17 protein-coding genes are annotated in these 15,839 nt (G+C 48.3%); 3 read left to right on the top strand and 14 right to left on the bottom strand.

Annotated features, from left to right (window positions below; all coding sequences use genetic code 11):
* Positions 1-710: 710 nt before the first annotated feature.
* Positions 711-1,409 (bottom strand): NUDIX hydrolase, encoded by a 699-nt coding sequence (locus MKQ68_RS20415; RefSeq protein WP_264280712.1) that lies wholly within the window; start codon positions 1,407-1,409, stop codon positions 711-713.
* A gap of 178 nt (positions 1,410-1,587) precedes the next feature.
* A complete protein-coding gene (locus tag MKQ68_RS20420) occupies positions 1,588-3,219 on the bottom strand; it encodes an amidohydrolase (RefSeq protein WP_264280713.1) in 1,632 nt (543 codons plus the stop codon).
* Between the two features lie 59 nt (positions 3,220-3,278).
* On the opposite strand from MKQ68_RS20420, the gene ligA reads away from it, so the two are divergent.
* Both ligA and MKQ68_RS20430 read left to right on the top strand, forming a co-directional pair.
* Positions 3,279-5,390 (top strand): NAD-dependent DNA ligase LigA, encoded by a 2,112-nt coding sequence (gene ligA, locus MKQ68_RS20425; RefSeq protein ID WP_264280714.1) that lies wholly within the window; start codon positions 3,279-3,281, stop codon positions 5,388-5,390.
* Positions 5,390-5,833, top strand: coding sequence for a nucleoside deaminase (locus MKQ68_RS20430; RefSeq protein ID WP_255861732.1), 444 nt, complete (start codon positions 5,390-5,392; stop codon positions 5,831-5,833). Before ligA ends, MKQ68_RS20430 begins: the two co-directional genes overlap by 1 nt.
* 35 nt (positions 5,834-5,868) lie before the next feature.
* On the opposite strand, the gene MKQ68_RS20435 is transcribed toward MKQ68_RS20430, so the two are convergent.
* From MKQ68_RS20435 to MKQ68_RS20445, 3 genes are all read right to left on the bottom strand, one after another.
* Entirely contained in the window at positions 5,869-6,804 is a 936-nt protein-coding gene (locus MKQ68_RS20435; protein WP_264280715.1) for an SPFH domain-containing protein, read from the bottom strand.
* Between the two features lie 197 nt (positions 6,805-7,001).
* Positions 7,002-7,214, bottom strand: coding sequence for a hypothetical protein (locus MKQ68_RS20440; protein WP_264280716.1), 213 nt, complete (start codon positions 7,212-7,214; stop codon positions 7,002-7,004).
* A gap of 232 nt (positions 7,215-7,446) precedes the next feature.
* Positions 7,447-8,148 carry a LuxR C-terminal-related transcriptional regulator gene (locus MKQ68_RS20445; RefSeq protein WP_264280717.1) on the bottom strand — a complete coding sequence of 234 codons (702 nt, stop codon included), beginning with the start codon at positions 8,146-8,148 and terminating at the stop codon, positions 7,447-7,449.
* Between the two features lie 345 nt (positions 8,149-8,493).
* Between MKQ68_RS20445 and MKQ68_RS20450 the strand changes: the two genes are divergently transcribed.
* On the top strand, positions 8,494-9,099 hold the full coding sequence (locus tag MKQ68_RS20450) for a superoxide dismutase (protein WP_244844891.1): 606 nt from the start codon (positions 8,494-8,496) through the stop codon (positions 9,097-9,099).
* A 55-nt stretch (positions 9,100-9,154) separates the two neighbouring features.
* On the opposite strand, the gene MKQ68_RS20455 is transcribed toward MKQ68_RS20450, so the two are convergent.
* From MKQ68_RS20455 to MKQ68_RS20495, 9 genes are all read right to left on the bottom strand, one after another.
* A complete protein-coding gene (locus MKQ68_RS20455) occupies positions 9,155-9,919 on the bottom strand; it encodes a 3-keto-disaccharide hydrolase (protein WP_264280718.1) in 765 nt (254 codons plus the stop codon).
* 12 nt (positions 9,920-9,931) lie between these two features.
* Positions 9,932-11,317, bottom strand: coding sequence for a Gfo/Idh/MocA family protein (locus MKQ68_RS20460; protein WP_264280719.1), 1,386 nt, complete (start codon positions 11,315-11,317; stop codon positions 9,932-9,934).
* A gap of 159 nt (positions 11,318-11,476) precedes the next feature.
* On the bottom strand, positions 11,477-13,138 hold the full coding sequence (locus MKQ68_RS20465; RefSeq protein ID WP_244844902.1) for a S41 family peptidase: 1,662 nt from the start codon (positions 13,136-13,138) through the stop codon (positions 11,477-11,479).
* A gap of 29 nt (positions 13,139-13,167) precedes the next feature.
* Complete coding sequence (yidD, locus tag MKQ68_RS20470) at positions 13,168-13,401, bottom strand: membrane protein insertion efficiency factor YidD (protein WP_244844904.1); 234 nt, start codon at positions 13,399-13,401, stop codon at positions 13,168-13,170.
* A 32-nt stretch (positions 13,402-13,433) separates the two neighbouring features.
* Positions 13,434-13,832, bottom strand: coding sequence for a ribonuclease P protein component (locus MKQ68_RS20475; protein WP_349773826.1), 399 nt, complete (start codon positions 13,830-13,832; stop codon positions 13,434-13,436).
* Positions 13,833-13,856: 24 nt separating this feature from the next.
* Complete coding sequence (gene rpmH, locus MKQ68_RS20480; RefSeq protein WP_012788729.1) at positions 13,857-14,012, bottom strand: 50S ribosomal protein L34; 156 nt, start codon at positions 14,010-14,012, stop codon at positions 13,857-13,859.
* Between the two features lie 185 nt (positions 14,013-14,197).
* A complete protein-coding gene (locus MKQ68_RS20485; RefSeq protein ID WP_264280720.1) occupies positions 14,198-14,713 on the bottom strand; it encodes an OmpH/Skp family outer membrane protein in 516 nt (171 codons plus the stop codon).
* Between the two features lie 27 nt (positions 14,714-14,740).
* Complete coding sequence (locus MKQ68_RS20490; RefSeq protein WP_264280721.1) at positions 14,741-15,250, bottom strand: OmpH/Skp family outer membrane protein; 510 nt, start codon at positions 15,248-15,250, stop codon at positions 14,741-14,743.
* Positions 15,251-15,296: 46 nt separating this feature from the next.
* The gene (locus tag MKQ68_RS20495) at positions 15,297-15,812 is read right to left on the bottom strand and encodes an OmpH/Skp family outer membrane protein (protein ID WP_264280722.1); all 516 of its coding nucleotides are present in this window, start codon (positions 15,810-15,812) and stop codon (positions 15,297-15,299) included.
* Positions 15,813-15,839: the final 27 nt, after the last annotated feature.

Raw genomic sequence — 15,839 nt, forward strand, 5'->3', positions numbered from 1 at the left:
ATAACGTGTTTGCGGAAAGCTGCATGGGCAGCGCAAGATTGCAAGTTACGAAAATAAGGGCCAGGGGGGCCACAAATGCAAACAGGTCGCAGATTTAGAATTGATTAAAGCAAGCGTTATTGTCGTTGGATAAATATTAAACATTCACGCGCATCGCTGAATGGGCACAAAGAAAAATCCCCTGCGTCGATAAAAGCGCAGGGGATTCATACAAATAGAAAGCTGTAATGATTAATTAGTGAAACTAAAGTTCACAACGTGGAATTTACAATCAGTTAAATAAAGTGGAATTTATAAAAGCAAAACGGTTGATATAAAATCTTGTCTGAATACGCTATATGATAACGTTCCTTTAAGCTATTTAAATTTTGGTTACTTGAATGTCTCTCTGGTCTCTGCTGGTCGAAAATATACTTACTTTCTTTGGTTGCGTATATTTAACACAATCTTAATTCTTTTTTCCTTATAAACAAACTTTTATTTCAATAATTACTGAAAATTCTATAAAAATCATCAGACCTGATACTTTCATCACATACCTTATAACGCCGCTTCACCAATACAGTAAAGCATTTCAGCAAGAAAAAGGAAGCAAAACCGGGCTTGTTGAGAAGTTAAAAAAATATCAGGCCAAAAATGACATTTTTAGCGTTTTTCGTTCACCCGGACTAAACGAAGGGGGCCTTTTAGGGGTGTTTTGATTACACTTATTAAAAACCAAGGGTCTTTTTTGTCCGGAGGTCATACTTGCCTGCATCAAACTTATACAGCCGTGCCGGACGGTGCGGAACGCTGTCTTCCTCCTCATTTAAGTCGACAAGTATATCCATATTAAAGAACTTTTTGCGGAAGTTGCGACGGTCGAGTTTCACGTCCAGAATGGTTTCGTAGAGGTGTTGTAAGGTACGCAGGGAAAACTTTTCGGGCAGCAGATCGATGCCGATGGGACCGTCGATTACTTTGTGCTGCAGCCGGCGGTAACAGGTGTCGAGCATTTCTTTGTGATATGGCAACAGGTTCGGCAATCGCTTGAGGGAATGCCATCGCAAAGTGCCTTTAAACGGTGCCTGCGCGGCGTTCACCAGACTGTAATAAGCGACGGAAACAAGGCTGCCTACCGGGTGCCGGTGCACGGTACCAAATGCGTGTACCTGCTCCAGCTCCAGACCACTAAAGGCGGCGTGCGGGGCTAATACGCGCCAGGCAGCTGAGGATAACGTTTCTTCGGGCTGCACGGTATCGCCGGGCAACATCCAGCACCCCTGGTGTTCGGGTTCCAATGATGGTAGCAATAATACTTTCAGCGTTTCGTCCTCCCAGCCAAAAATCACACAGTCTACGGAAACCGCCATTTTAAAGTGCTCTCGTGCATCCCCGGTGGAGGGATTCGCTGCGGTGTATGTGTTCATAATCGTGGAATGTTCAACGGATATCGTATCCGGGGCAATAACAATAACTAACAAAAGATAATCAATTTTCGACAGATGGCATGGGCCATATTTTACACTTATCCGGCAGCGTACGTCTTTCCCGGCGGAAGCAAACTCGCGTACACTGCTTTTAAACGATGAAGGTACAGGTGATTTATTATTTACCGGCGTACACCTTTCTGCCTCCGATATACGTGGCGACCACGCGTGTTGTAAGTATGTCCGTTACGGGCATTTTCATCAAATCACGATCGAGCAGGATGAAGTCTGCCAGCTTACCCGGCTCCAGACTGCCTTTCTCTTTTTCTTCAAATGCCGCCCTTGCTGCCCATATGGTCATGCCCCTTAATGCCCGCTCACGCGACAACGCATTTTCCGCCTGGAAGCCGCCCTCCGGGTAACCTTTCGCATCTACTCTACCCACCGCCGCTAAAAAGGTTTTTAACGGGCTAATATCCTCCACAGGAAAGTCGGTACCGAGGGGCAGCCAGCCATTTTGTTCGAGCAATTGCCTGTACGCATAAGCCGTTTTCACCCGCTGATGCCCCAGCCTGCTGGCAGCCCAATACATATCGGAAGTAGCATGCGTCGGCTGTACGGAAGGCACGACACTATACTCGCCAAACAGGTGAAAGTCGGCACTGTCTACCACCTGCGCATGTTCGATACGCCAGCGCTTATCGTTCTTTCCTTTTAAAGCGGATGCGTAAATATTCAATATTTCCCGGGTGGCAGAGTCGCCTATTGCATGTGTACACATTTGTAAAGCGGTGCCGGCCATCTCCTGTGCTTTTGCCGCGAAGTAGGATTTGTCTTTCAGCAGAAAGCCTTTCCAGCCGGCCTTATCTGCATATTCGTGTAACAAACAGGCACCACGGGAACCGAGCGCGCCGTCTGCATAAAATTTCATACCACCTATGTTGATACGATCCTTCTTATATGGACCATGTTGCTTCAGCCACTGCCAGTTGGTTTCATTGTCGCTGAGCATGACGTATACGCGCATCTGAACGCTGCCGCTGCGTTGCAGGGTGTCGAGCAATAAGGCTTCTTTCAATTCCAGCCCGCAATCGGATACACTTGTAAGTCCTACCGCAAAACATTGCTGCTCGGCTGCGCGCCAACTCTTTTCATATTGCGCCGGGGAGGGTGATGGTATTTTGGAGGATACGAGATCTACGGCATTATCGATGAGTATACCGGTGAGGCGGCCGTTGCTCGTCTCCACCATGCCGCCGGTCAATATTTGGCCCGCTTTTACGCCCGCTGCATCCAAAGCTGCCTGGTTCACCACGGCCGCGTGACCATCCACCCGCGCGAGGAATACCGGTGTGTTGGGGAAGGCACTGTCCAATTGCGACTTGTCGGGGAAACTTTTTACGTCCCAGTCGTTCTGGTCCCAGCCGCGGCCGAGTATCCATGGTTGCGGATTGGCGGCGGCGAAGGCCTTTACTTTGTTTACCACTTCCTGCCAGCTGCCCGTCCCGGCCAGCGCTACCTGTTGCAGTCCGAGGCCGTAGCCGGTAAAATGAGCGTGCGCGTCAATAAAACCGGGGTATATAACCTTGCCGTCAGCATCGATCCGTTCGGCATAGGCGTATTGGTCCTGTAGGGCATCGTTGCTGCCTACGGCCAATATGTGACCGTTCCTGATGGCCATGGCCTGTGCTACAGTGAACGAGTCGTTTACCGTGTAAATAACGGCGTTGTAGAGGAGCAGGTCTGCGGGCGGCTTTGACTTACAGGCGGCCAGCAACGAAAGCAGCAGTATAACGGAACGGTATTTCATATCAATAAATTCGGGCGATAATTGTTGTAAAGTTTAAATTTACGCCACAGATCTTAAGTATGTACACGAAAGAAACGGAAAGAACTTTAACGCAAGTAGCTAAAGAGCTGCTTAGCCTGTTGCCGGAAGAGGGCATGATAAATGAGAGCGCTACCGACACGGTGGAAGCGCTGCGTCGCGTGATCCGCTATAACGACTACCGTTATTACATACAGGACGACCCGGTGTTGTCCGACTTTGAATATGATCAATTGTTCGCCTGGCTCAAGAAGCTTGAAAAAACATACCCGGACCTGATGACGCCCGACTCGCCTACCGCACGTGTGGCGCAGGGCCTTTCGAAAAACTTCCCTTCGGTGCAACACCTCGTACCGATGTTAAGTCTCGAAAACTCTTACAATGAAGATGACCTCACGGACTGGGACCGCAAAACCCGCGAGCTGACAGGCTTGCCGGAAATTGAATACTGCATAGAACCCAAGTTCGATGGCGCCAGTATTTCCCTCATTTACGAAAACGATCTGCTCACACGCGGCGCTACCCGCGGCGATGGTGTAGCGGGTGACGATATCACTACGAACATCCGCCAGATAAGAACGATCCCGTTGTCGGCACCGTTTTCGCATTACGGCATACAGCAGATCGAGATCCGTGGCGAGGTGCTCATCAACAAAAACACGTTTAAGAAATTCAATGATCAGCGCATGGCCGACAACCTGCCGCCGCTGGCCAATCCGCGCAACGCCGCATCGGGCTCATTGCGCATGGTCGATCCGAAAGAGGTGGCCAAACGCGGACTGGAAGCGTTCCTGTATCATATGAGTTACCACGTGATGCTGGACGGACAAACGGAACCAGCCCCGTTGCAATCACATAGTGGCACGTTAGATCTGCTGTATGAATTAGGCTTCCGGAGCCCGGCGAAAGAGAAGACGGTAGTGAAAGGTATTAAGGCGGTGATTGATTATGTACACAATTTCGAAGCCCGCCGCGACGATCTGCCATATGAGATCGACGGCATGGTGATCAAAGTAAATAACTACGATTTACAAGACCGCCTCGGCATGACCACCCATCACCCACGCTGGGCCATGGCGTTTAAATTTAAAGCACGCCAGGCGACAAGCAAACTGCGGAACGTAGAGTTCCAGGTAGGCCGTACCGGCTCCATTACACCAGTCGCGAAAATCGATCCGGTGCCGATTGGCGGCGTAATGGTAGGTTCCATTTCGCTCTTTAATGAAGACGTGATCCGCGAGAAGGATTTGAAGATAGGCGACACCGTACTGGTAGAACGCGCCGGCGACGTGATCCCGTACATTGTTAAATCAATGGCCGATTTGCGTGATGGTTCGGAGAAAGATATCATCTTCCCTAAAACCTGCCCGGTTTGTGATCACGAATTATTTAAGCCGGAAGGTGAAAGTGTATGGCGCTGCAACAACATCAACTGCGAAGCGCAGGTAGTGGAAAGGATCATTCACTTCGTCAGCAAAGATGCGATGGACATCCGCAGCTTTGGCGAAAGCAACGTGCGTAAGTTTTACGGCCTCGGCATCCTCAAAGATGTACCGGGTATTTATGAAATGGACTTTACTGAGATCGCGAAGCAGGGCGGGTTTGGAGCAAAGTCTATCACCAATCTTACCACCGCTATTGAGCACTCCAAAACGCAACCGTTACACCGTTTGATCTTCGGCCTCGGCATTCGTTACGTTGGAGAAACGACGGCTAAAACGCTGGCGCATGCCGTGAAGGAGCTTACGGAGTTAAAAGATTTTACAGAAGAACAACTGCTCGCGTTAGAAGATATCGGTCCGAAAGTAGCAGGTTCCATCCGCCAGTTCTTTAGTGATGAAGGCAACGTACAAATGCTCGAACGCTTACGGGCGTTGGGTGTGAACCTGCAGAACACCCAAGGCAGCCTATCTGCCGAAGGCACCCTGAGCGGACAAACATTTTTGTTCACGGGCACCCTGTCCAAACTAAAACGCAGCGATGCAGAATCCATCGTAGAACAACACGGCGGCAAACTACTCAGCGGCGTAAGCAGCAAACTTAACTACCTGGTAGTGGGTGAAGATGCCGGCAGCAAACTGGAAAAGGCAAAGAAGATCAACACCATCAAAATATTAACGGAAGACGATTTCATTAAACTGGTAGAAAACTGATGCAGTTAAGCGACGAACATTATATGCAACAGGCGCTTAGAGAGGCACGCCTGGCAGGAGAAGAAGGAGAAGTGCCCATCGGCGCGGTAGTAGTCATGAACGGACAAATTATCGGGCGCGGGCACAACCAGGTGGAAACGCTGAACGATTGCACCGCTCATGCCGAAATGATTGCCCTTACGGCGGCGTTCAACACCCTCGGAAGCAAGTACATCATGGATGCTACGATCTACGTAACGCTGGAGCCTTGCGTGATGTGCTCAGGTGCGTTGTACTGGAGTAAGATCGGGCGCGTGGTATACGGCGCGCAGGATGAAAAGAACGGCTACCGGCGGGTAACAGGGGCCACATCGCCCTTTCACCCCAAAACAAAAATCGAACACGGACTGTTTGCGGAAGAGTGCCTTCAACTTGTAAAGGACTTCTTCGCAGCAAGAAGATAAATGAAAAGGACCGGCATGCTGCCGGTCCTTTTCATTTATGCATGTTGTTTGCTATCCATCAGTTTGTTCAGACTCATTAACTGCTTCATGGTATGGTCCATACCTTCGGAGGAACCATCCAGGAAGATCACGTTACCTTTCGAGTTTTCGGAGAAGTGTTTGATTGCTTCCGTCCACATCGAGAAGAGAATAACAGAGGTATCGAGGTTGGCCTGCTGCATTTCTTTTGCAGCCATGGTCATACCCTTGGCCACCTCCTCGCGGAACAGTGCCACACCCTGGCCGCGCAGTTGTGCCGCCTGGCGTTCTGCTTCCGCCGCGATCTTGATCGCATTACCATCTGCTTCTGCTGCTTTTGTTTTCGTGATCAGTAAAGCCTGACCTTCATTCTCGGCTGCCGCCTTCAGGTTGTTGGAGGCCACCACCTGCGCCATGGAGCGCATAATGGCATCGTCGAAGGTGATGTCGTTCATCTGCAAATCCTGCAGGTGAAAACCCCACTCTTCTAATATCTGGTCAATTTGTTGCTTAACGTGTTCGGTAATATCGCGGCGCAGTCCCAATACTTCGGATTGTTTTTTAGTGGCTACAAATCCGCGGATAGATCCTTCGATCGTGCGCACGAGCGCCTGCATAAAGCTACGCTCGTCCATGAACTTAAAGGCCACGTTTTTAATCGTTTCTTCCTGCTGATTTAATACGGAATACAGCAACATGGCCTTAAAATACACATTCGCCTGGTCTACCGTAATAGCCTGGAACTCCAGCTCCACAGAGCGGTTCTGGATAGAAATGCGTTTGAATACCTTTTCGATGATGGGGATTTTGAAGTTAAGCCCCGGAAAAAGTATCCTGTTGTACTTTCCGAAGATAGTCGTAACGCCGATGCTGCCCTGCTGCACCGTCACGAACGAGGTAAACAGGATCAGGACCAGCAGGACGATAATGCCGGGCAATAAGTAGCTACTCATAGTTATGCATTGATTTTAATTACAACATAAATGTAATATAAAATCTATAACTACAACAAAATTGGAAAATCGGGGTAGAGCGAGGGGGATCAAATCAAACACTCGGTTGCCAGGGGCCGGACTTCAAACAAGTTTGTTGGGTTAACAAACAATGAATGAAAGTCCGGTCTATTTAATGGCAAAGCAGCACCATGATGCTACTGTATCTTTTGGCATTTTCTTAAGTATATGAATGCATCGTCCAACTCAATTTGTTTCAATTGATAGGCCAGACGGGTTTTCAGATCCTCTGTTTCTTCCTTGATTTTTTTATACTGGTCTTTTAAGGCCTCATATCGTGAAATAATCTCTTCGGGCGTAGCTGTGTCGTTGAGATCCAGGATAAAATAGGCTTTTTCGTCGGTTATCATAGTGATAAGTAAGTTATTACTAAGCTATCCAAAATGAACTCCTCATAATCTGCTACTAAATTACTCGAGAATATAACGCGAGGAAATACCCAAGCTTGGGTATTTTTCAGGGTTTTATGTTAAAGAAATTATAAATAACATACCTTCCTAAATCTAGTAGCAGTAAGCGTTTCAGGAGTCTATTTTCAAAATAACTAATACAAAAAATATTGATTAAGGGGCAATTGGGATACTATTGAATACCGGTTTGTTTTGCCAGGGCCACCAACTCCGAGGTGTTTCTAACTTTCAGTTTGAGTCTGATATTTTTGCGATGTGTCTCCACTGTATAGCGGCTGAGGGTCAGCTTTTCCGCTATCTCTTTGTTATTAAATCCTTGTGCTGCTAATGTAAATATAACCTTTTCCCTTGCTGTTAATTTATTAAGTATGTCTTCGTTACGCCGCCGTAATACTTCGCGTAAAGCCTCGCTGATCTGGCTGCCTGTATCGATCGCGATAGAGATATCGAGGAACGCGCAGATCACGTCTACCACGTTTCCCTGCTCATCAAAGGTGTATGGGCAACCAAGCCCCACTACCCAAAACCAATAATCGGAATCCCTGCGCTTTACCCGCAGTACGCCGCCAAACATGTTCTTTTTTTCGCGGAACGACTGGCTCGATTCGGCCGTTACCATTCTGTCGTCGGGGTGAATGACCAGAGGGAAAAAAGCACTGCCGAGAGACTGCATTTCTTCAAGGCTGTACCCAATGGTATCTTCCAAAGTTTTATTACACCATGTAACGGATTGCTGGTCGATGTTGGAAATGTAAACCATCGCAGGCATCTGCTGAACAATGGATTGTAGTTGCTGTAACTGGCTGCCTGATCGAGCATTCTCCGATATCATCGCATCTGGAGAATCGCGGTGGCCTGTGCCCTGGTCCTGCATATTTTATCTTTTAAACAAACAATAGTGAAACTAACGGTTCATACTATACGAAAACGAATATAGCGAAAAGTGCGTTAACCGTTGTAACACTTATATGTAAATATAACACTAATGTAATGCGAAGCTTACCTCACTTAAATCGGTACAGGGCCCTCATCTTTCATTCAAATTTCGGTCAGTTAACAGAGGGGTTACGCTTACTAATATACTACAAAAAAACTTATAATGGGTTAAATAAGCACAAGAATCTGCGAACAAACCTTTTGTCATTTATCCCATTAGGTACTAAATTTGATAACTTTTTAGATCACAAACGACTATTATTTAACCAATAAAAATAGGATCATGGCATTTACACTCCCAAGCTTACCGTATGCTTCCGATGCGCTGGAGCCGCATTTTGATAAACAAACCATGGAAATTCACCATGGCAAGCACCACCAGGCTTATGTAGATAATCTGAATAAAGCGATTGCAGGTACCGAAAACGAGAATAAATCACTGGAAGAGCTGGTAGCCAGCGCTGGTAAAATCAGCCCTGCTGTACGTAACAACGGCGGCGGTCACTGGAACCACAGCTTCTTCTGGACCAGCCTCGCACCAAATGCAGGCGGCGCTCCTACAGGTGCGCTCGGCGAAGCGATTAACAGCGCTTTCGGTTCTTTCGACGCCTTTAAAGAGAAATTCAACCAGGCTGGTATCACCCGCTTCGGTTCGGGCTGGGCATGGCTGCTGGTAAAAGACGGCAAGCTGGAAATTAGCTCTACACCTAACCAGGACAATCCACTGATGGACGTTGCCGAAGTGAAAGGCACGCCACTGCTGGGTGTTGACGTATGGGAACACGCTTACTACCTGAAGTATCAGAACCGTCGTGCAGATTACCTGAACGCGTTCTGGAGCCTCGTAAAATGGGAAGAAGTAGCGAAACGTTTCGATGCTGCTAAATAAGCCTCATCTTACTCAACATAGAAAGGGAGAAGCAAATGCTTCTCCCTTTCTATGTTTACAGTTCTTTGATCTTTATATTCTTTAACCAGATCTCGCTACCGTGATCCTGCAAGGCGATGTGTCCTTTCTTCGCCATGCCGTAACCTTTAGCATCTTTCCACTTACCGGTCGCTTTGGCTTTGTTCCAGGCATCACTCCACATTTCTGTTTCGGCTGTTTTTTGCCCGTTCAGCCAATGCTCTACGTGACCGTTGTTCACGATAATCTTAGTATGGTTCCATTCGCCGATGGGCTTCGCTGCCATCACTAACGGTGGGTTCATCGCATAGTTCGCACCAGTCTTCTGCCAGTCTTCCAGCTTTTCAGGGAAGTTATTGTCGTCGATAATCTGGTACTCCGGACCGCTCAGGTACGGCGCATCAAATTCTTCGGTCACCAGGTAAAGGATGCCGCTATTGCCCTGCGGCGCCAGCTTCCAGTCTGCTGTGAACTCAAAGTTGCCATACTCGCCGGTAGTGATCAGATCACCACGAAGATCGCTTTTATCGGTCGTGCTGCCTTTACAATGGAGGATACCGCTATCCGCCGACCAGGTGTTGGAGGTACGGTCTTTGTACACGCGCCAGCCGTCCAGCGAGGTGCCGTTGAACAACAACTTCCAGCCATCGGCGGTTTCCTGGCTGCTGAGGGTGTTATCTGCTGCTACAGTCGCAGTGGTATCGTTGGTTGTCACGGTAACGGAGTCTTTTGTATGTTGATTGCCGGCGTTACCGCATGACATAGCGGCGAGTGCCAGGCTGGCGATCATTAATTTCTGCATGGAGAATCGGTTTTACTTGTTTACGGTTTTCAGGTTTTTCGGGTCCCAGTGAATGATCTTGTTGGAGAAGTAGCTATCGTTACACAACAGCGCAGGTGCTGCGGCACGGTAACCGAACAAGGCGTCTTCTGCAACTTTACCACCGGTACGCATGGCGTTAAACAGGTTGTAGAAGTGATCGAAGTGGGCACCTTTGTAACCTTCTTCTGCGGCGTATTCCAGCTTCTCTGGATCGAGCATATGTTTACGTTCGTATACATACTGTTTGCCGTTTTGCTGGCTTTGTTTGGTTTGCAGCAACGGATCATCTGCAGCAGCATAGTTCTTGTTCCGCAGCAGGGTCACTTTATCCCACTCTACGGTCATTGATCCTTCGCTACCCACCATACGCAGGTAGTTGGTGCCACCGGTACCGTCTACGAAGTTTACGCGCAGCGACAGGTTAAAGGCAGGATGTACATTGGTTTCAGGATAGTCGAACATGCCGAGCATTACATCCGGTACTTCACGCCCATCTTTCCAGTAACGCAGCCCGCCGGTTGCCATTACCTTATCCGGACCAATAGAACCAGTTACCAGGTGCAGGCTGGAGAACAGGTGTACGAACAAGTCGCCGGAAACGCCGGTACCATAATCGCGGTAATTACGCCAGCGGAAGAAGCGCAGCGGATCGAAAGCACGTTTCTTTGTATTAGAGAGATAAGTATCCCAGCCTACTGTTTTTTCAGATGCATCGGCCGGAATAGGATACTGCCAGGCACCGAATGGCGACATCCTGGCCCAGAAGCCTTCTGCGTAGTTCAGCTGCCCGATCGCACCGTCCTTCAGCAATTGGCGCGCCTTTTCGTTACCGAGGGAGCTAACACCCTGGCTACCTACCTGGAACACTACTTTATTTTTATGCTGCGCTTCCACAACTGCCGGACCTTCACTAATGTCATGCACCATCGGCTTTTCGCAATACACCGATTTGCCTGCATTCATCGCCGCCACAGAAATGTCTTTATGCCAGTGATCGGGCGTTGCGATAATCACCGCATCAATGTCTTTACGCTGCAATATTTCGCGGTAGTCGCGGGTGGTGAAGATGTCGCTGCCGTACTTCTTTTTAGCGTCGGCAAGGCGGCCATCGTAGAGGTCACAGGCGGCTACCAGCTTAACGCCGGGCACCGTGATCGCTGTATTCGCATCTGCCGTCCCCATACCGCCGGCACCGATCAGCGCGATCTGGATATTGTCGTTAGGACTGTAATGTCCCTTTTCGCGGGCGAGCTGCACGAGGTTGCGCTGCCTGTCCGCAGCGGTAATAATGTTAGGCAGTAACGTGGCGCCCACCATTCCCTTGGCTACTTTGGTGATAAAGCCGCGGCGGGACTTTCCTCCGGAGTTCATAGACATAATTCGTAAACTTTTGCTGTTAATAATTACATGACGTAGGGTTCAATTTACCGCAAACGTTCTGGAAATCATAATTTATTACGTGCGGCGGGCGGGGTTACCCCCAAATAAAAAGCCCTGCACCACCAGGTGCAAGGCTTCACTATCATTGTATCGATCTTATTTCTTTGCTACTACCAGCAAGGCCTGGTACTTCGTTGGCTGCTGTAATACAGACACTGCCTCCAGCACATCATTGTCCCAGGCGAGCCCTGTTTCGATGCGGCCTTTCTGAAGGTAATGCCGGTTCATTATTTCTTCTTCCAGCAACTGGCGGATCTCTGTTTTATGTTTCAGGAGATCTTGTTTTTTATCGTGTTTCATTTTGGCCTGCAACGCGTCAAACTCTTTCGATACGGCTTCGTAGTATTGCTCCCTACGGGCAGTTGCGCTAAAGGCCTCCAACGCTTCTTCACTGCGGGTTTTGTAGCTATAGTCTTTACCATCCAGGTAACGCACGAAGTCGTCAAACTCCGCTTCACTTAACCGGAATTCGCCGATAGCAGGTGATTTAGGATGCGCGTAAACATACTGTGTTACATAATCGAAAATGTATTGTTTACGCAGCAGCGTGATGGCCACCTGGCTCAATATAGTCGGTTCTGTTTTATCATCGGGTTCGATACCGCCGCCATCTTTTACCGGGCGGCCGGCTACGGTGGCAAAGCTTTTGCGCAGGCTATCCGGTACTGATTCTGCTTCACCGTCCTCATTGCGATGCGAGTAGTCGATGGCCTGGATGCAACGGCCGCTGGGCGTGTAATACTTCGCAGTGGTCACTTTCAGCTTAGCATTATAAGGCAGCGGACGGGTAGTTTGCACAAGCCCCTTGCCGAAAGAACGCTGACCGATTACCACGCCACGGTCCAGGTCCTGCACAGCGCCGGCCACGATTTCGGCCGCGGAGGCGGAAGTGCGGCTGGTGAGTACCACGAGCGGCACTTGCACATCTACAGGCTGTTGCAGGGTTTTATATTCGCGGTCCCAGCTTTTTACTTTGCCTTTGGTGCTGACGATCAGTTTATTTTTATCGATAAAGATGTTGGATACGACTACCGCTTCTTCCAGCAGTCCGCCGGGGTTGCCGCGCAGGTCGAGGATCACACCTTTGAGCGTCGGATTAGTGGCCTTCAGTTTTTCAAATGCTTCCTGTACGAGGCGGCCGCTGTTTTCGGTAAACTGCGTCATCCTTATATACCCCACATCGTTCTTCACAATGCCGGAGAAGCTTACCGGCCGCACCGCAATCTCTTCCCGCTGGATCTTTACCGTTTTTTCCGATTTATTGAGCGGGTGACGTACGGTCATGGTCATGGGCGTACCAGGTGCGCCTTTCAGTACACGGCTAATGTCTTCCTGCTGCCAGCCTTTCACACTTTTACCATCGAGCGAAAGAATGATGTCGCCCGCACGGATGCCCGCGCGATGCATGGGGCTTCCTTCGTACACGTCGGTGATAGCGGTGGAGTCGCCACGGGTGAAGATAGATACGCCTACGCCGCCATATTTGCCGGTAGCCATAAACTTCAGATCGTCCAGGTTGTCTTCGGAAACAAAGTCCGTATAAGGGTCGGTTTCTTCCAACATCGCTTCTATGCCCCTTTGCATGAGTTTATCGGCCGGCAGGTCGTCTACGTAGTACGTATTCAGCTCCCGGTAAAAAGCGGCGAAAATATCCAGGTTCTTCGCGATCTGGAAGTATTTATCATTGTCAGAGAACGCCGTTATGCCCAGGCTGAGCAGGAGCAGAGATATGGCGATAAGCTTATTACGCTTCCTCATAGGTTCGTTTTATGCTAATTAGTTCAAAATCAAGGAACGGGATCATAACCGTGGCCACCCCAGGGGTTGCAGGAGATGATGCGGCGGGCGGTGAGATACGATCCTTTCAGTAATCCGTATTTGCGGAACGCTTCCAGGCCGTATTGGGAGCAAGTTGGCGTGTACCGGCATTTACTACTTCCTAATAACGGGGAAATACACCATTGGTATATTTTGATAAGAAAAATAAACGGATAGCTCAGCCAAATCAAAAATCGCCTCATTGAACAGATCGTTTGTTGGTGACAGGTGAAAACTACTTTGTTTCCCCCGATAATTCTTTCTGCAAACGATTTAAAATTACCGAAAATTTATGGCGCAGGGTGGGGAAGTCGGCTATTTTTTTATCAGTATAGATAAAAAATACGGCCAGTTGCTGGCCTTCGCCGAGGGCGTCATAGAGTTCCTGCTTTTGCAGGCGCCAGCATTCGCGACCAAGACGTTTAATACGATTACGGTCGGTGGCGTGGGGAAAGTTGCGGCCAGACGCAGTGAAGCCTGCCTGTACGGGAAACTTCTCCGTAGGCAGTTTAGCAGGCATGTAGATTACACGGTATGGAAAAACAGAAAACGCTTTTCCGTTTCGAAAAAGCGTTTCAATCAGTTTCCTGCTCTTTAACCTTTCTTCCTTGTTAAAAGAATAAGTCTTTATGATACAGTAGTATTTATCTCAAATAGATTACTTCAGCTTGCGCTCGTCAGAAACAGTCAGTTTCTTTCTACCTTTAGCCCTGCGGGAAGCCAATACTTTACGGCCGTTAGCAGTTTCCATTCTCTTTCTGAAACCGTGAACGCTCTTTCTGCGTCTGTTATGCGGTTGAAAAGTACGTTTCATCTTGATTTTTTTGTTTTTTCCTGTACTAATTAACCCATCCACCCGGACAGGCTACTATAACCCCGTTTTAAAACGGAAGGCAAAGGTAGCAGAAATTATTCGAAATATCAAAGCCCTTTGCCTTAAAAAAAGAAAAAAGGGAAACGGACGGGTCCGTCTCCCTTTTCAATCCTGTGAAGGACCAATTATTTGATACCCAGTTTGGTTTTCACCAGTGCCAGGATGTCGTCGCCGGTTGGGGTAACGAGCAGTGTGCCCTGGTAAGTGTCAATTACGTAGGTATAACCTTTCTCTTTTGCTACGTCTTCGATTGCTTTTTTAGCTTTATCGATAACGGGTTTCATCAGCTGCGCCTGTTTAGCTTCGATCTGCTGTGAAGCGCTCTGCTGGAAAGCCTGGATATTACGCTGCATGTCCTGCAGTTGTTTCTGCTTGATTTCGATCATATTCGGGCTCATGGTACCGTTACCTGCTTTGGCGTCCAGATCTTTAGCCTGGGCCTGCAGCTCGTCCTGCATGGCTTTAAAGTCCCTGTCAAGGGTATCTGCAAAAGCCTGAATTTTAGTTTGAGCAGTTTTGGCATCTGGCATAGCCTCTACCAATACTTGTGAGTTGATGTGTGCTACTTTAGACTGAGCACTTGCGTTTACGCTGAACAGACCTGCTACTGCTACGGCCAGGATCACTATGTATTTCTTCATGGTATAAAGTTTATGAGTATAGGGTGATTATTTAATTCCAAGTTTCGTTTTTACGGTGGCCATCAGGTCATCCGCAGCTGGAGCTACCAGCAAAAGGCCTTCTGAGTTATCGAACACGTAGCCATAACCTTTTTCTTTTGCTACTTCTTCGATCGCCTTTTTGGCTTTGTCGAGAACTGGTTTTAATAATTCCTGTTTTTTAGTGTTGATTTTCTGATCGGCGCCTGCGTTGAATTCCTGGATTCTCTGCTGAGTCGCCTGAATTTCTTTGATCTTCGCCTGCTTCACAGCCTCAGCCAGTTTAGCGCTGGTCGAGTCGAAAAGCTGCATTTGTTTAGTGTACTCATCCACCAACGCACGCTGGTCTTTTTCCAGCCCGGCAGCAAATTGTTCCAGTTGCTCCGATGCGGTTTTAGCTTCCGGCATCAGCTGCAGCAACTCCGACGCATTGATATGCGCAATTTTGCCTTGCGCCGATGCTTTTACGCTAACCATAGCGGAAAACGCAACGAGAGCAACAATTACGTACTTCTTCATGATGTTCACTTAAGTTGTTGTTTTAGATAAAAATTGGTTTATAAGGCTACTTTTTAACGCCGAGGGCTTTCAATATATCCTCACTTTTGTCCAGTTTCGGATCGGAGAAGATTACGGTAATACCACCAGATTTGTCCAGTACAAAGTCGTACATACGGCTGGCAGCCATTTTTTGTACAGCGTTGTAAATACGGTCCTGGATCGGCTTTACCAGCTCTTCACGCTTTTTAAAGAGGTCGCCCTCATAACCGAAACGTTTCTTCTGCAGTTCCTTCGCGTCTTTCTCCCGGGCCACTATTTCATCTTCCCTTTTGCGTTTCAGCTCCTCTGTCAGCATCACCTGCTCGGCCTGGTAAGATTTGTACATCTTATCTACCTCCTGGAATTTCGCATCGATCTCCTTTTGCCATTGGTCTGCAACGGCATCCAGTTTAGTTTGCGCTTCCTTGTAATCAGGTACGCTTTCGAGGATATATTTTGTATCGATCACACAGTAACGCTGCGCCTGCGCCGCTATTACAGTGGTCATTAATATAGCTGCTGTGATAAAGAGTTTTTTCATTTTATGCGATTTGTGGGTCGAAATTGC

The organism is Chitinophaga horti, from assembly GCF_022867795.2.
Lineage (GTDB): Bacteria > Bacteroidota > Bacteroidia > Chitinophagales > Chitinophagaceae > Chitinophaga > Chitinophaga horti.

Bases quoted from the DNA above. Each gene is read 5' to 3' on its own strand.
- MKQ68_RS20415 (WP_264280712.1), bottom strand. From the start codon at position 1,409: ATGAACACATACACCGCAGCGAATCCCTCCACCGGGGATGCACGAGAG.
- MKQ68_RS20420 (WP_264280713.1), bottom strand. From the start codon at position 3,219: ATGAAATACCGTTCCGTTATACTGCTGCTTTCGTTGCTGGCCGCCTGT.
- ligA (WP_264280714.1), top strand. From the start codon at position 3,279: ATGTACACGAAAGAAACGGAAAGAACTTTAACGCAAGTAGCTAAAGAG.
- MKQ68_RS20430 (WP_255861732.1), top strand. From the start codon at position 5,390: ATGCAGTTAAGCGACGAACATTATATGCAACAGGCGCTTAGAGAGGCA.
- MKQ68_RS20435 (WP_264280715.1), bottom strand. From the start codon at position 6,804: ATGAGTAGCTACTTATTGCCCGGCATTATCGTCCTGCTGGTCCTGATC.
- MKQ68_RS20440 (WP_264280716.1), bottom strand. From the start codon at position 7,214: ATGATAACCGACGAAAAAGCCTATTTTATCCTGGATCTCAACGACACA.
- MKQ68_RS20445 (WP_264280717.1), bottom strand. From the start codon at position 8,148: ATGCAGGACCAGGGCACAGGCCACCGCGATTCTCCAGATGCGATGATA.
- MKQ68_RS20450 (WP_244844891.1), top strand. From the start codon at position 8,494: ATGGCATTTACACTCCCAAGCTTACCGTATGCTTCCGATGCGCTGGAG.
- MKQ68_RS20455 (WP_264280718.1), bottom strand. From the start codon at position 9,919: ATGCAGAAATTAATGATCGCCAGCCTGGCACTCGCCGCTATGTCATGC.
- MKQ68_RS20460 (WP_264280719.1), bottom strand. From the start codon at position 11,317: ATGTCTATGAACTCCGGAGGAAAGTCCCGCCGCGGCTTTATCACCAAA.
- MKQ68_RS20465 (WP_244844902.1), bottom strand. From the start codon at position 13,138: ATGAGGAAGCGTAATAAGCTTATCGCCATATCTCTGCTCCTGCTCAGC.
- yidD (WP_244844904.1), bottom strand. From the start codon at position 13,401: ATGAGGCGATTTTTGATTTGGCTGAGCTATCCGTTTATTTTTCTTATC.
- rpmH (WP_012788729.1), bottom strand. From the start codon at position 14,012: ATGAAACGTACTTTTCAACCGCATAACAGACGCAGAAAGAGCGTTCAC.
- MKQ68_RS20485 (WP_264280720.1), bottom strand. From the start codon at position 14,713: ATGAAGAAATACATAGTGATCCTGGCCGTAGCAGTAGCAGGTCTGTTC.
- MKQ68_RS20490 (WP_264280721.1), bottom strand. From the start codon at position 15,250: ATGAAGAAGTACGTAATTGTTGCTCTCGTTGCGTTTTCCGCTATGGTT.
- MKQ68_RS20495 (WP_264280722.1), bottom strand. From the start codon at position 15,812: ATGAAAAAACTCTTTATCACAGCAGCTATATTAATGACCACTGTAATA.